This window comes from Pedobacter heparinus DSM 2366, from assembly GCF_000023825.1.
Lineage (GTDB): Bacteria > Bacteroidota > Bacteroidia > Sphingobacteriales > Sphingobacteriaceae > Pedobacter > Pedobacter heparinus.
In genome coordinates this window covers 1,405,935-1,420,238 of the sequence record NC_013061.1, presented here as the reverse complement: position 1 = coordinate 1,420,238, position 14,304 = coordinate 1,405,935, and the positions used below count along the sequence as shown (strand labels likewise).

The following is a 14,304-nucleotide window of genomic DNA, read 5'->3' as shown; positions in this document are numbered from 1 at the left end:
CCTAAAAGGCTTTTAAACTCATGTCTAAACTCTTAACAGAATGAGTTAATGCGCCCATGGAAATGTAATCTACCCCGCAGGCAGCATACTCAGCTACATTTTCTTCTGTAATGCCGCCTGATGCTTCTGAAATGTATTGTTTATTAATGATACCAACGGCTTTTTTCAGGTCGGCAAAACTAAAGTTGTCAAGCAGGATCCTGTTTACACCACCTGTTGCCATCACTTCATTCAGTTCCTGAATATTTCTGACTTCGATCTCTATCTGGAGTTTTTTGCCTTTTTCTGCCAGGTATTGGTTGGCGGCTTTAATGGCATTGCTTATACCGCCGGCATAATCTACATGATTATCTTTGATCAGGATCATATCGTACAGGCCAATACGGTGATTTACACCGCCACCTATCCGCACCGCCCATTTTTCCAGATACCTTAACCCCGGGGTTGTTTTCCGGGTATCCAGTAAGCGCGTTCCGTAACCTGTCAGCAGCGCTACAATATGATGGGTTTTGGTGGCAATCCCGCTCATGCGCTGCATGCAGTTCAATACCAAACGTTCGGCCAAAAGAATAGCGCGCGTATTTCCTGAAACAGTAAGGGCCACATCTCCGTGCTTTACTTCAGCACCATCATGAATAAATACTTCCGTAACCAGGCCTGCATCAACCTGCCTGAATATTTCAAGTGCAAGTTCTACTCCGGCTATAATTCCGTTGTCCTTAATCAGCAGCCTTGCCTGTCCTTTTGCATCGGCAGGAATGGTAGAAAGAGAGGTATGATCGCCATCGCCCAGATCTTCGGCAATAGCATTCTTTATGAATTGATCTATGACTTGTTTATCCAAAATTAATATTTAAACCCAAAAATAGTATTTTTAGCATTATTTATCAGGTTCTATTCTTAATTCTGTAATAAAAAAAGCAGCCCCTGATTTTTTCATGGTGATGGAGACCCTGAATTTACCATTTTTAGTTTGGAGCGAAAGTATACCAAAGCGGAAATTTGGATTGGTATTAATGAGATGGATCACCGTCGATTTCTGGGGTGCATATTTGGTAAAAAAATTTCTTAAAATTTGTTCGGCCTGAGCTTTTGAGTAGACATCCTCCTCATCTATGATGATTAATTCGACAGAAGAAGAGAAGTTTGCCGCGATCTCTTTTGCGTTCCCGGCCTTAAAATGCGCAGATAAATTATCTATAATATCGCCTTGAAGCGTATAAGAGTGGGGGATTTCAAGAAAAAAAACAAACAAAAAAAGTAAGGGCTTTATCATCTCTATATAGCTAATGTTTTGAACGCACATAAACTATGCCATTAATAGATCATAAAACTCAAATTGGTTCAAAAAAAACAAGCAATACCCTTATATTTGTGGTGTCTATCGACACCTTAATTAAAGCAGACGTGAATGAACAATAAAAAGCTAGTACTACTTATTCTTGATGGCTGGGGATACGGAAAAAAAGACAATTCTGATGCAGCTTATGCGGCAAACACCCCTTTTTTTGATTCTTTATTACAAAAATGGCCTAATTCGAAATTAGAAGCCTCCGGTGAAGCAGTAGGTTTACCGGCCGGCCAGATGGGAAACTCTGAAGTTGGCCACATGAACCTTGGTGCAGGAAGAATAGTATATCAGGAACTTGGCCGGATCAATAAAGCGATCAGCGACAGGACATTGCATCATAACCCTGTTTTAACAGCTGCCTTTAGCTATGCAAAAAACAACAATAAAGCGGTTCATTTTATAGGCCTGACTTCTGATGGGGGCGTTCATGCCCACATCAACCATTTAAAGGCTTTGTGTGATGCGGCAACAGAACAGGGGCTGAAAGAAGTGTTTGTACATGCCTTTATGGACGGGCGCGATACAGATCCGAACTCGGGGCTAAATTTTATTAAAGACCTGGAGCATTACCTGCAAAATACCTCAGCTAAAATAGCCAGTTTGATTGGCCGTTATTATGCAATGGACAGGGACAGCAGATGGGAAAGGGTTAAACTGACTTACGACCTGCTTACCCAGGGCATCGGGACACCGGCTACGGATCCGGCTATGGCTATTGAACAGTCTTATGCAGCTGGCATAACGGATGAGTTTATTAAACCCGTTGTAGTTACACAGTCCAGCGGACAACCTGTTGCCACTATACAACCTGGCGATGTGGTCATCTGCTTTAACTACAGGACAGACCGTGGCCGCGAAATTACGGCAGCACTTACCCAGAACGATTATCCTGAATTTGGGATGCATAAACTGCCCTTGTATTATGTGACCATGACCACTTATGATGAAAACTTTAAAGATGTAAAAGTCATTTTCACCAAAGATGACCTTTCTGAAACCCTGGGAGAAGTTTTAGAGAAATACCATAAAAACCAGATCCGCATTGCGGAAACTGAAAAATACCCGCATGTAACCTTTTTCTTTTCAGGAGGCCGGGAACAGGTTTTTGAAAACGAAAAAAGGATCATGATCCCCTCTCCTAAAGTAGCTACCTACGATTTACAGCCTGAAATGAGCGCAGCGGGAATTACCGAGGCCATTTGCAAAGAGCTGGAAACCGGCTGGGCAGATTTTGTATGCCTGAACTTTGCCAATCCGGATATGGTTGGTCATACCGGTGTTTTTAACGCAGTAGTTAAAGCTGTTGAAACGGCCGATAGCTGCGCTGAAATTGTGGTAAACAAAGGTCTTGAAAACGGATATTCGTTCATCATCCTGGCCGATCACGGAAATTCTGAATTTATGATCAACGGGGACGGTTCGGTAAACACTGCCCATACCACCAACCTGGTACCCTGTATTTTGGTGGATAAAGATTTCAGCAGTATTGCTGATGGCAAACTGGGTGATATTGCGCCTACCATTTTAAGCATTATGGACATTCCCAAACCGGCAATTATGACTGGTAACAGTCTGGTATAATGAAGAAAAAATTATCATCAGTCCTTGTCTTGTTGTTTTTTTACGGCTGCACACCATCCGTAAAAAAACAACAGGACAATTTAACCTATTTTGACCTTAAAGGATATTTTCAGAAAGAAGCGCAAAGGCTTAAAAAAAACAACCCTGTGCTTACAAAAACCGTATCGGTGAATGGCGCTGCTGAGAAAAAAAAGATCAGAATTGCCGATTGGGAAAAAGAATTTGCCATATTTCTGGATGCTGACATCAACCGGGCAGCATGGGCAGGCCTGTTCAGCACAGAAAAAAGTAAGGAAAGGGAGCTTTACACGTCCAATAATGAAAAGGTACCTGTAAAAGAAGTATTGATCCTAAAAAAGGGTGCTCAGCTGTATGGTATACAAATCCTTGTCAGGAATGCCAATGTTTTATACAGTTCTGCAGACACACTATCCTATTACCCCGACAGCCTGTACCAGGTGAAGAAAAAGCAACACATCAAACTGCTTTCTGAAAAAAATTACAGTATCACAGGAAAATTTAAATGATAGCCGCCGGCTATTTTAAACTGGCCACCTGGGCTTTTACATAATCGATTAAAGAAAGTATGTCCTTTCTTTGCGGCTGAACCAATAAAACCTTTTGAAAATCGGCAATAGAATTGTTAAAAAGGGCAATACAGGCCGCTTTTTCGGCTTTTGTTTTAATCTTATACGATTTGTAGATGGCGTAGTCCTTGTAGGCCAATGCCCTGTTCTGGAGCAATTGAGGATCTTCTTCCCCATTGATCTCTATGGCTTTGCCAAAATCTTTAATTGCCGCCAGATAAAAGTTCTCTCTTAAGTTATTTAAAGATTCCTTAGGATCGTTGGCTACATTTTGTCTGGCCTTGCCCCTGTAATAATAAGCAGAGTAATCCGAAGGTTTCAGCGTAATCAGATTGCTATAGGTTTTAATAGAGTTTTCAAAATCCCCACATTGAAAATAAGAATATCCCAACATTTTCAGCACAGCTGCATTGTTTGGGCTTTTCGCATCCGCTTTCTCCAGCTGGTTAACGGCTACCTTATAATCGCCCTTCATCATTGCCTGCATACCCAGTTTGTCGTATCCGCTGTTTTGCGCTAAAGTGGTACCTGCAGAAAAAACAAATAACAATAAGATTGTTTGCTTGAAATAGTTCATCAATTTTTATTTAAAAAATAAATATATCTAAAAGGTTCGATACTGTCAACTATCATACCATTTGCAAATATCTAACTAAAACGTCAAATAATTCAAATTATGATATACTAATTAATTATTATTGCCGGCATGACTTTTTAACAGGGAAAAGCCCCTAAACCTTTTTTGGCACAGGAGTTGAAAATATCCCTGTACAATACAATTAATAATTTTTAAACGACATGCTGTCAGATTGTCGTTTTTTATTTAGAAAGACTTATTTAATGAGTAAACAAGATCCGTTCGATTTTAGCAATGCATTACCTATCATAAACGAAGACACTGAATTCTTTCCATTGATGTCCCAACAGGATGAAGATGAGATGAATAATGAGGATACCCCTGAAATTCTGCCTATACTTCCACTCCGGAACACGGTGCTTTTTCCGGGTGTGGTTATCCCCATTACTGTGGGCCGCGACAAATCTATCAAACTTATAAAGGAAGCCTACAAAGGTGACAGGATCATTGGCGTGGTCTCCCAGCGTGACGTTTCTATCGAAGACCCTACATTTGAGCAGTTGAACAGTGTAGGTACCGTTGCCCATATCATCAAAATGCTGCAAATGCCAGATGGCAACACTACGGTAATTATTCAGGGAAAACAACGTTTCCGCTTACTGGAAGAGGTACAATCTGAGCCTTATATTAAAGTTACCATCAGCAAATTTGCCGAGACCAAGCACAAATCCGATAAAGAATTTAAAGCATTGGTGGCCTCTATCAAGGAAATGTCTGCCCAGATCATCCAGCTATCGCCTAATATTCCAAGCGAGGCCGGAATTGCATTAAAAAACATAGAAAGCACCTCTTTTTTAATCAACTTCATCTCTTCTAACATGAATGCAGATGTAACTGATAAACAAAAGATGCTGGAAATGACAAACCTGCGCGAACGTGCCATGATGGTAATGGAGCTGCTTACCCTGGAACTTCAGATGCTGGAACTTAAAAACCAGATCCAGTCGAAAGTACGTACCGACCTCGACAAGCAGCAAAGGGATTATTTCCTGAACCAACAGTTAAAAACCATTCAGGAAGAACTGGGAGGCAACTCTTCCGACCTGGAATACGAAGCGCTGGAAAGCCGCGCAAAAAAGAAAAAATGGGACATTCATGTTAAAGACCATTTTAACAAAGAACTGGAAAAACTGGGCAGAATGAACCCTGCTGCCCCCGATTATTCTGTTCAGATCAATTACCTGGAACTGTTGCTTGACCTGCCATGGGGCGAGTTTACCAAAGATAATTTCGACCTTAAACGTGCACAGCGTGTACTCGACAAAGACCACTTCGGACTGGAAAAGGTGAAGCAGCGCATTATAGAATATTTAGCAGTATTGAAGCTAAAACGTGACATGAAGGCCCCGATTATTTGTCTGGTTGGCCCTCCGGGAGTAGGTAAAACCTCGCTGGGAAAATCAATTGCCAAAGCGTTGAACCGTAAATATGTGCGTATGGCCTTAGGAGGTATCAAGGATGAGGCTGAAATCCGTGGTCATAGAAAAACTTATATAGGGGCCATGCCGGGCCGTATTATACAGTCGATCAAAAAGGCAGGTGCATCTAACCCAGTATTTGTATTGGATGAGATTGATAAAGTGGGCTCAGACTTCAGGGGCGACCCTTCTTCTGCCCTGCTTGAGGTATTGGACCCGGAACAGAACAGTGCTTTTAACGACCATTATGTAGAAACAGATTATGACCTGTCCAATGTCCTGTTTATTGCAACGGCCAATTCACTCAGTTCCATCCATCCGGCACTGTTAGACCGTATGGAGATCATTGAAGTAAACGGTTATACCATTGAAGAAAAGATAGAGATTGCCAAAAAATATCTTTTACCTAAGCAAAAAGAGCAACATGGCATAAAAACAAAAGATATTACCTTAAAAAATAATTTAATTGAAAAGGTGATTGAAGACTATACCAGGGAATCTGGTGTAAGGGGACTCGAGAAAAAGATCGGCTCACTGGTACGCGGTGTGGCCACCAAAATTGCTATGGAGGAAAGCTATGATCCGGCACTTAGCCTGGATGATGTAGAGCGCATTTTAGGTGCCCCCCTTTATGATAAAGACTTATACGAAGGCAATGAAGTAGCGGGTGTGGTAACCGGTTTGGCCTGGACACAGGTAGGTGGCGACATTCTGTTCATTGAAGCCAGCTTAAGCCCTGGTAAGGGCAAACTGACCCTTACAGGTAACCTGGGCGAGGTAATGAAAGAATCAGCTATTATTGCCTTAGCCTATTTACGTGCCCATGCCGAATTGTTTAACATAGATTATGCCCTGTTTGATCAATGGGATGTGCATGTGCATGTTCCGGCAGGTGCAACACCTAAAGATGGCCCGTCGGCAGGGATAACCATGCTAACAGCACTTACATCGGCCTTTACCCAGCGTAAAGTAAAATCTAACCTGGCAATGACTGGCGAGATTACCCTTAGGGGAAAAGTTTTACCTGTTGGTGGTATCAAAGAAAAGATCCTTGCGGCAAAACGTGCCAATATCAAAGACATTATTTTATGTAAGTCGAACCGTAAGGACATTCTGGAAATTAAAGAAAGCTATATCAAAGACCTGAATTTCCATTATGTTACAGAAATGAAGGAAGTGATAGACCTGGCCTTAACTAAAGAAAAAGTAAGGAACCCGCAAAATTTAACTGTAAAGCCCAAATGAAATACCAATTTCCGGCACTTGTTATATTGATCCTGTTGGGCACAGCTGCCTGTGCCCAAACTTATAAAAATGAGTTTGGCTTTCGCAGTGACAACGATTCTTACCTGGCACAGGGGTCAGACCGTTATTATACCAACGGTCTGTTTATTTATTTTCGCCATGCCCTTAACCAGGAAAAGCTGAACGATAAACTGGAGAAAAAGACTTACGAGATCTCGGCAGGTCAGAAAATGTACAACCCCATGTCTGGTTATGCCCCCGATCCAGCCAGACAGGACAGGCCTTTTGCCGGTTATTTATATGCGGGCGGGGCGCTGAGCTGGTTTCGCAAAAATGAAAGTATTTTAAAAATAAGTGCTGAAGTGGGTACTACAGGTCCGAATTCACTGGCCGAAGACGGACAGGAACTGTTACACGATGTAGTGGGTTTTTATGCGCTTGACGGCTGGCAGTACCAGATCAAAAATGCAATAGCCCTTAACCTCTCGGCCCAGTACACCAAATTGCTGCACCGGGACTCAAACAATGCAACAGATTTCTCTGTTGAGGGTTACGCAAATGCAGGAACAACATTTAGCGGGGCAGGTGCAGGTATTTTATTCAGGGCTGGCGGATTGAACCAACTGTTCAATTCGGCCTATACCAATGCTGTAATTGGCCATAACCCAAAAACCAAAGGGCTGGTAAAAAGAGAGGTTTTCTTTTATGCTAAACCACAGCTTAATTTTGTGGCTTACGATGCCACTATACAAGGCAGTATGTTCAGCAACAACGATCCGGTTACCTTCGGCGTAAAACCCATAGTATTTGCCCAGCAAATTGGCTTTAACTACAGTTCACAGCGCTTTACCTTTGATTTTGGGATGATCTTCAAAACCAAAGAAGTAAAAAGTACGGCAAAGGCCCATCAGTATGGGTCTATCAGTATGTTTTACAGGTTTAATTAGGCACACAAGGTTATAAACCCTACTCCATAGCGGGACGTTTTCGGGAGGCTTTTTTTTCAGCAACAACTTGTTTGTCTGCCAGCCTTTTCCTGATTACAGCCCTGGGTATTTTAGTAGGCTTTCGCTTTTTCTGAACATGCAGTGCCGATTTTAAAAGAACAATCAGCTTGGCAATTGTTTTTTCCTTATTGAGCAGCTGACTACGGTCTTCCTGTGACACCACATGCAGGTTACCCTCCTGATCCAGACGCCCGGCCAGTCTTTGGCTTAACAAAGCCTTTTCATCCTCATTAAAAAAGGGGGCTTCGGCAATGTTAAATATCAGCTCAACCTTACTGGAAACTTTATTCACGTTTTGCCCACCCTTTCCTCCACTACGCGAAGTTTTGAATGTAACAGCCTTGAGTATATCTTCTTTAACGGGTATCATGCCGCAAAAATAGCAATTTATTCTATTTCCGTTACCCTGTAGCCTTTGTCCTGATAACAGACTGGTGTGTATGCAGCCCCTCCAATCCACTACAGTTCCAGCACCAGAACATTTGGATAGGTCTTGCCCTAGTAAATAAATTGCGTGAAAAAGTGGTCAGTGATGTTCTTTCTTTATCCAAAGAAAGAAATCCCGGCATTACCATGCAAATTGAATACATTTAATTAAAATTCAGCTAAAACAATTGGGCAAAACGCTAACTTTGCCCTGTATGAGAAAAAACCTCGTTATAGCCATTGATGGCTATTCATCCTGTGGAAAAAGCACCCTGGCAAAAGCTTTAGCTAAGAAACTGGGTTTTATCTATATTGACAGCGGTGCCATGTACCGCGCAGTAACCCTTTATTTTATCCGCAACAAGGTAGACGTAAAAAATCCTGAGGCGGTTACCGATGCCCTGCAACATATAGAACTGAACTTTCATTCCAGGGACTATCAGTCGCACATTACGCTTAACGGTGAAGAAGTATCTGAGGAGATCAGGCAAATGCCTGTTTCTGAATACGTGAGTGAAGTTTCGGCCAATAAGCAGGTACGGAAGGAAATGGTAAGGCAGCAACAACGTATGGGAAAATCGAAAAACATAGTAATGGACGGGCGTGACATAGGTACTACAGTATTTGAAGATGCCCAGGTTAAATTTTTTATGACCGCTGATCCAAAAATAAGGGCCGAACGCCGTTATAAGGAACTGCAGAGCAAGGGCGATACCTTAACCACACTGGAAGAAGTATTTGAGAACCTGGCCCACAGGGATTATGCCGATACCACAAGAGAAGAAAGTCCGCTTACCAGGGCTGAAGACGCGATTGTACTGGACAACACCGAGCTTACAGAAACAGAACAACTTGATTTTGCCCTGAACATGGTACACCAGCATCTCCCTTAATAATTTTAGTATTAAATCCCACAATTATACCTTCTTCTTTTCTGCAAATATTTGGTTACAATAAGCAGCTTAATGTAAACATTACAATTCGATGTTTTAACTAAAATATCCGATCAATACTTTTGTTTAACAATTTTGTCAAACTCAGGTAAATGACCGCAAAAGATACCGGTACAGAACAATTAATTAAGGATACGGCCAAACGTCTGTTTTTTGCAGAAGGCAAAATACATGCAACCACACAGGAAATTGCAGATGCAGCTGGTGTAAATCGTACACTTGTTAATTATTATTTCAGATCAAGGGATGCGCTGTTCGACCAGGTATTCAATGAAGCACAGGAAAAAGTAGTAAAAATTCTTGACGGGGTGATGGAATCTGAACGGCCTTTCAAAGAAAAGATCGCAAACCTGATCGATGTATTTCTCAAAGAAGCCATGCACTTCCCCTACCGGGAAATCTTTATCATTACCCAAATGAACAGGAACGATGTGATCGATGCCAAGCGGGCACGTGTTAAAAAGGTAAACGCATTTCTGGAAGAAATTCAGCAGGAGATGGATAAGGGTAATATCAAAAAAATGAATCCAAGGCATTTTTGTATGAATCTTTTCTCGCTAATGGCCTACCCGCTGATTACCGCACCGCTCTATAAAATACTTTATGACATGCAGGATGATGAATACAACATCTTAATGGAAGAAAGAAAACAACTGATATTTGAATTTATATTTCCCTAAATACATACACAATACCACGCTAAAATATGAAAACTACAATCCAATCTTTTTATTTATTAATCCCTGTATTACTGATCATCAGTTCATGTGGCAACAGCGATCAGAAAAAACCCGGTGCAGCTGCTGACCAGGTACAGTCGTACCCGGTTTTTACCATAACAACACAATCTACCGACCTGGAAACAGATTACCCGGCTACACTTGAAGGGATTCAGAATGTAGACATCAGACCGAAGGTGGATGGTTTTATTGAAAAGATATATGTTGACGAAGGAGCTACCGTTAAAAAAGGCCAGCTGCTGTTCAGTATCAATGCACCACAATACGAACAATTGGTAAGAACAGCCACCGCTGCCATCAGCAGTGCCGAGGCCGATGTAAACAGTGCCCAGTTGCAGGTTAACAAGACCAAGCCCTTGGTAGATAAGGACATCATCAGCAAATACGATCTTGATGCCGCCCAGTTAACCCTGCAAAGCCGCAAGGCAGCCCTGGCACAAGCCAGAGCAGAACTGGTAAATGCCAAAGTAAATTTAGGCTATACCCGCATCACCAGTCCTGTTGACGGTGTAATAGGCAGCATTCCTTTTAAAACCGGAAGCCTGGTAAGTAGCAGTAGCGCAAGCCCTTTAACTACAGTATCCAACATTTCCAGGGTATATGCTTATTTCTCTATGAATGAAAAGCAACTGCTGGAGTTTTCGCGTCATTATAAAGGCACTAACCTTGCAACCAAATTAAAAAACATCCCTGCGGTATCATTGGTGTTGGCAGACGGCACAATTTATGCTGAAAACGGTAAGATAGAATCTATAAACGGCCTGATCAATACCAGCACGGGTTCGGCCAGTTTAAGGGCTACTTTTTCGAACCCGGCAACGCTTTTAAGGAGTGGTGCAAGTGCATCCGTGCGGATTCCGCAGCACCTGGAGAACATCATCCTTATTCCCCAAAAGGTTACGACCGACCTGCAGGGCAAAAAATTTGTGTATGTGCTGGATGAAAAGGGAAATGTAAAAAATACGGAAGTGGAGGTTATGGAGCTTACGAAAGGTAATTTTTATGTGGTTACCAAAGGCCTTAAGACCGGCGATAAAGTGGTACTTGAAGGCTTCCAGTCCCTGAAAGATGGTACACAGATCAAACCTGAAGAAAAAAGTGCAGATTCTGTCTTTGCTGATCTCCAAAACAAATAAACAAATCGTAAACCCTAAATCCACAATCGAAAATTATCCGATATGTTTAAGAAATTTATAGAAAGACCGGTTTTATCAACGGTCATATCCATTATCATTGTTATACTGGGGATATTGGGTTTAATTACCCTGCCCGTATCACAATATCCTGAAATTGCACCGCCCACAGTGCAGGTTTCGGCTTCTTACCAGGGCGCCAATGCCGATGTGGTAATGAGTAGTGTGGTGGTACCGCTGGAAGAGCAGATCAACGGTGTGGAGGACATGACCTATATGACTTCCAGCGCCGGTAACGACGGGACAGCAACCATTACTGTAAACTTTAAGCTGGGCACTAACCCTGATCTGGCAGCGGTAAACGTACAGAACAGGGTGGCAAGGGCTACCAGTTTGCTACCCGCAGAGGTTACGCGTGCCGGTGTAATTACCGCAAAGAAACAAGCCAGTAACGTACTGATATTTGCTATTTATAGCGATAGCGCCTCTTATGATCAGAAGTTTTTGCAGAACTATGCCAATATCAATCTGATCCCCCAGATCAAACGGATCAACGGGGTTGGTGATGCTACAGCATTCGGATTGATGGATTACAGCATGCGCATCTGGCTGAAGCCGGAAGTAATGGCAACTTATGGACTGGTACCTAACGACATTAGTGTGGTACTTGCCGAGCAGAACATTGAAGCTGCTCCGGGCCAGTTTGGAGAGCAGGGCGACCAGTCGTTCCAGTATACTTTAAAATATTCCGGCCGTTTAAAAAATGAGACCGAGTTTAGCAATATCATTGTAAGAACTGCCCAAAACGGACAGGTTTTAAGGCTAAAAGATATCGCCCGTATCGAATTGGGTGCACAAAGTTATTCCAGTTCGGTAAAGTTTAATGGTAAACCGGCTTTAGGTATCGCCATTAACCAGACTGCGGGTTCCAATGCCAAAGAGGTAATTGAAGGGGCCATTAAGGTACTGGATGAATCGTCTGTCAATTTCCCTAAAGGCGTTCATTATACGGCGCTGATCAACGTAAACGACTTTCTGGACGCTTCTATCGAAAAAGTGATCCATACCCTGATTGAAGCATTTATCCTGGTTTTCCTTGTTGTATTTATTTTTCTTCAGGATTTCCGTTCTACCTTAATTCCGGCCATCAGTGTACCGGTAGCCATTATAGGTACCTTCTTTTTCCTGAGCTTATTTGGCTTTACCATTAACCTGCTTACGCTTTTTGCACTGGTGCTGGCCATCGGTATTGTGGTAGATGATGCTATTGTGGTGGTAGAAGCAGTCCATGCCAAGCTCGACCATGGCTATACCTCGGCAAAAAAGGCAACTATTGATGCGATGGAGGACATTACAGGTGCCATCATTTCCATTACCCTGGTTATGGCGGCAGTGTTCATCCCTGTAAGTTTTATACAAGGTTCATCAGGCGTATTTTACAAACAGTTTGGTTTAACCCTTGCCATTGCAATTATTCTTTCAGCCATCAATGCCCTAACGCTAAGCCCTGCACTTTGTGCTTTATTTTTAAAGCCACATGCAGAAGACCACAACAAGCCTAAAAACTTTATGCAGCGTTTTTACACCGCTTTTAATGCTTCTTTTGATGCCATGACCAACAGGTACAAAAGATCAGTGAGCTTTTTAGCGCGCAGAAAATGGATTGCAGGCCTGGGTATTGTATTGTTTACTATAGTGCTGATCTGGACAATGAGTACCACTCCAAAAGGCTTTGTACCCAACGAAGATCTGGGCACAGTGATGTCGGATATTTCTTTACCTCCGGCCACGTCACAGGAGCAAACAGCCCTGGTGATTAAAAAGATTGACAGCATAGCCCATACCATTCCTGAGATTAAATTTTCACTGACCGTAGTGGGCCGAAGTATGATCAGTGGTACGGGAAGTTCCTATGGAATGGTGATCGGAAAACTGAAACCCTGGGATGAACGCCAGCGGGATGTAAAAGCGATTATTGCAGAACTTTTTGCCAAAACAGCCAGTATAAAAGGAGCCAGGATCATTTTCTTTGCCCCCCCAACCATCCAGGGTTTTGGTACCGGTGGTGGTTTTGAGTTCCAGCTACAGGATAAAACCGGTGGCGATATCAATAAATTCAGTAATATTGCCAACGGCTTCCTGGCAGCTTTGGCCAAAAGGCCCGAGATCCAATATGCATCTACCTCATTTAACCCCAATTTCCCCCAGTACCAGATTGATGTAAATGTGGCTACGGTAAAACAGGCTGGCTTATCGGTAAGCGATGTGCTGGCCGTACTGCAAGGTTATTATGGTGGGGTATATGCTTCAAACTTTAACAAATTTGGAAAACAATACCGGGTAATGTACCAGGCAGATGCCCAGTACCGTGCAAATGAGCAGACACTGAACAATATTTACGTGAGAAACTCGGGTGGACAAATGGCGCCGATCAGCAATTTCATTACCTTAAAAAAGGTATACGGTCCTCAGGCCATCTCACGCTTTAACCTCTTCACTTCTATTGCCGTAACCGGAAACCCGAATGCGGGCTATAGCTCTGGCGATGCCCTGAAGGCAGTGCAGGAAGAAGCAGCGATACACCTGCCTACAGGTTATGGTTATGAATTTTCAGGTTTATCGCGTGAAGAAATGTCGAGCGGCAGTCAGACGATCTTTATCTTCCTGCTTTGCGTGATCTTTGTTTATTTCCTGCTATGTGCTCAATATGAGAGCTATATTTTACCCTTGGCAGTACTGATATCCCTTCCTATCGGTTTGGCAGGTGTATTCATCTTCGATAAGATCTTTAAAGTTGACAATAACATCTATACCCAGATTACACTGATCATGCTGGTGGGCTTGCTGGCCAAAAATGCCATTTTGATTGTTGAATTTGCAGTAGACCGGAGAAGAAAAGGAATGAGCATTGTAGGCGCGGCCATTAGCGGTGCCACCGCACGTTTACGTCCCATTTTGATGACCTCATTTGCTTTTATCCTTGGTCTGCTACCTTTAATGCTGTCGACCGGTGTAGGTGCTGCAGGTAATAAATCTATCGGTACAGGTGCAGTAGGTGGCATGCTTATCGGAACTTTATTTGGTGTATTTGTGATTCCTGCATTATTTATCGTTTTCCAGAGCATACAGGAAAAAGTGAGCAGCAAATCGCCTTTCGATGAAGGCTACGGTCCGAGGCAAGAGGTTATAGAATTTCCTGAAGTTGACACCCGTGAACATTAATTTA

Annotated in this window: 12 protein-coding genes; 8 read left to right on the top strand and 4 right to left on the bottom strand. The window is 42.6% G+C overall.

The features are described 5' to 3' along the window. Position 1: 1 nt before the first annotated feature. On the bottom strand, positions 2-844 hold the full coding sequence (gene nadC / locus PHEP_RS06000; protein ID WP_012781360.1) for a carboxylating nicotinate-nucleotide diphosphorylase: 843 nt from the start codon (positions 842-844) through the stop codon (positions 2-4). Positions 845-880: 36 nt separating this feature from the next. Beyond that, positions 881-1,276, bottom strand: a complete 396-nt coding sequence (locus PHEP_RS05995) for a DUF4783 domain-containing protein (protein WP_143715706.1) — start codon at positions 1,274-1,276, stop codon at positions 881-883. 135 nt (positions 1,277-1,411) lie between these two features. Between PHEP_RS05995 and gpmI the strand changes: the two genes are divergently transcribed. Next, complete coding sequence (gpmI, locus tag PHEP_RS05990) at positions 1,412-2,932, top strand: 2,3-bisphosphoglycerate-independent phosphoglycerate mutase (RefSeq protein ID WP_012781358.1); 1,521 nt, start codon at positions 1,412-1,414, stop codon at positions 2,930-2,932. Continuing rightward, a complete protein-coding gene (locus tag PHEP_RS05985; RefSeq protein WP_012781357.1) occupies positions 2,932-3,459 on the top strand; it encodes a hypothetical protein in 528 nt (175 codons plus the stop codon). The genes gpmI and PHEP_RS05985 overlap by 1 nt, the downstream gene beginning before the upstream one ends. A 10-nt stretch (positions 3,460-3,469) precedes the next feature. On the opposite strand, the gene PHEP_RS05980 is transcribed toward PHEP_RS05985, so the two are convergent. Next, positions 3,470-4,096 carry a tetratricopeptide repeat protein gene (locus PHEP_RS05980; protein ID WP_012781356.1) on the bottom strand — a complete coding sequence of 209 codons (627 nt, stop codon included), beginning with the start codon at positions 4,094-4,096 and terminating at the stop codon, positions 3,470-3,472. Positions 4,097-4,359: 263 nt separating this feature from the next. Here PHEP_RS05980 and lon point away from each other — a divergent pair, with 263 nt between their 5' ends. Both lon and PHEP_RS05970 read left to right on the top strand, forming a co-directional pair. Next, the gene (gene lon / locus PHEP_RS05975; protein ID WP_036673839.1) at positions 4,360-6,819 is read left to right on the top strand and encodes an endopeptidase La; all 2,460 of its coding nucleotides are present in this window, start codon (positions 4,360-4,362) and stop codon (positions 6,817-6,819) included. Next, entirely contained in the window at positions 6,816-7,766 is a 951-nt protein-coding gene (locus tag PHEP_RS05970; protein WP_012781354.1) for a lipid A deacylase LpxR family protein, read from the top strand. The genes lon and PHEP_RS05970 overlap by 4 nt, the downstream gene beginning before the upstream one ends. Positions 7,767-7,785: 19 nt before the next feature. On the opposite strand, the gene arfB is transcribed toward PHEP_RS05970, so the two are convergent. Continuing rightward, positions 7,786-8,196 (bottom strand): alternative ribosome rescue aminoacyl-tRNA hydrolase ArfB, encoded by a 411-nt coding sequence (gene arfB, locus PHEP_RS05965; protein ID WP_012781353.1) that lies wholly within the window; start codon positions 8,194-8,196, stop codon positions 7,786-7,788. Positions 8,197-8,467: 271 nt separating this feature from the next. On the opposite strand from arfB, the gene cmk reads away from it, so the two are divergent. The 4 genes from cmk (at position 8,468) to PHEP_RS05945 (ending at position 14,300) form a co-directional block, all read left to right on the top strand. Further along, a complete protein-coding gene (cmk, locus tag PHEP_RS05960) occupies positions 8,468-9,145 on the top strand; it encodes a (d)CMP kinase (protein ID WP_012781352.1) in 678 nt (225 codons plus the stop codon). Positions 9,146-9,297: 152 nt separating this feature from the next. Beyond that, positions 9,298-9,885 (top strand): TetR/AcrR family transcriptional regulator, encoded by a 588-nt coding sequence (locus PHEP_RS05955; RefSeq protein WP_012781351.1) that lies wholly within the window; start codon positions 9,298-9,300, stop codon positions 9,883-9,885. A 26-nt stretch (positions 9,886-9,911) separates the two neighbouring features. Beyond that, on the top strand, positions 9,912-11,081 hold the full coding sequence (locus tag PHEP_RS05950) for an efflux RND transporter periplasmic adaptor subunit (RefSeq protein WP_012781350.1): 1,170 nt from the start codon (positions 9,912-9,914) through the stop codon (positions 11,079-11,081). Positions 11,082-11,123: 42 nt separating this feature from the next. Then, positions 11,124-14,300, top strand: coding sequence for an efflux RND transporter permease subunit (locus PHEP_RS05945; RefSeq protein WP_012781349.1), 3,177 nt, complete (start codon positions 11,124-11,126; stop codon positions 14,298-14,300). Positions 14,301-14,304 lie beyond the last annotated feature (4 nt).

Bases quoted from the DNA above. Each gene is read 5' to 3' on its own strand.
- PHEP_RS05985 (WP_012781357.1), top strand. From the start codon at position 2,932: ATGAAGAAAAAATTATCATCAGTCCTTGTCTTGTTGTTTTTTTACGGC.
- PHEP_RS05980 (WP_012781356.1), bottom strand. From the start codon at position 4,096: ATGAACTATTTCAAGCAAACAATCTTATTGTTATTTGTTTTTTCTGCA.
- gpmI (WP_012781358.1), top strand. From the start codon at position 1,412: ATGAACAATAAAAAGCTAGTACTACTTATTCTTGATGGCTGGGGATAC.
- lon (WP_036673839.1), top strand. From the start codon at position 4,360: ATGAGTAAACAAGATCCGTTCGATTTTAGCAATGCATTACCTATCATA.
- arfB (WP_012781353.1), bottom strand. From the start codon at position 8,196: ATGATACCCGTTAAAGAAGATATACTCAAGGCTGTTACATTCAAAACT.
- PHEP_RS05995 (WP_143715706.1), bottom strand. From the start codon at position 1,276: ATGATAAAGCCCTTACTTTTTTTGTTTGTTTTTTTTCTTGAAATCCCC.
- PHEP_RS05945 (WP_012781349.1), top strand. From the start codon at position 11,124: ATGTTTAAGAAATTTATAGAAAGACCGGTTTTATCAACGGTCATATCC.
- cmk (WP_012781352.1), top strand. From the start codon at position 8,468: ATGAGAAAAAACCTCGTTATAGCCATTGATGGCTATTCATCCTGTGGA.
- PHEP_RS05950 (WP_012781350.1), top strand. From the start codon at position 9,912: ATGAAAACTACAATCCAATCTTTTTATTTATTAATCCCTGTATTACTG.
- PHEP_RS05970 (WP_012781354.1), top strand. From the start codon at position 6,816: ATGAAATACCAATTTCCGGCACTTGTTATATTGATCCTGTTGGGCACA.
- PHEP_RS05955 (WP_012781351.1), top strand. From the start codon at position 9,298: ATGACCGCAAAAGATACCGGTACAGAACAATTAATTAAGGATACGGCC.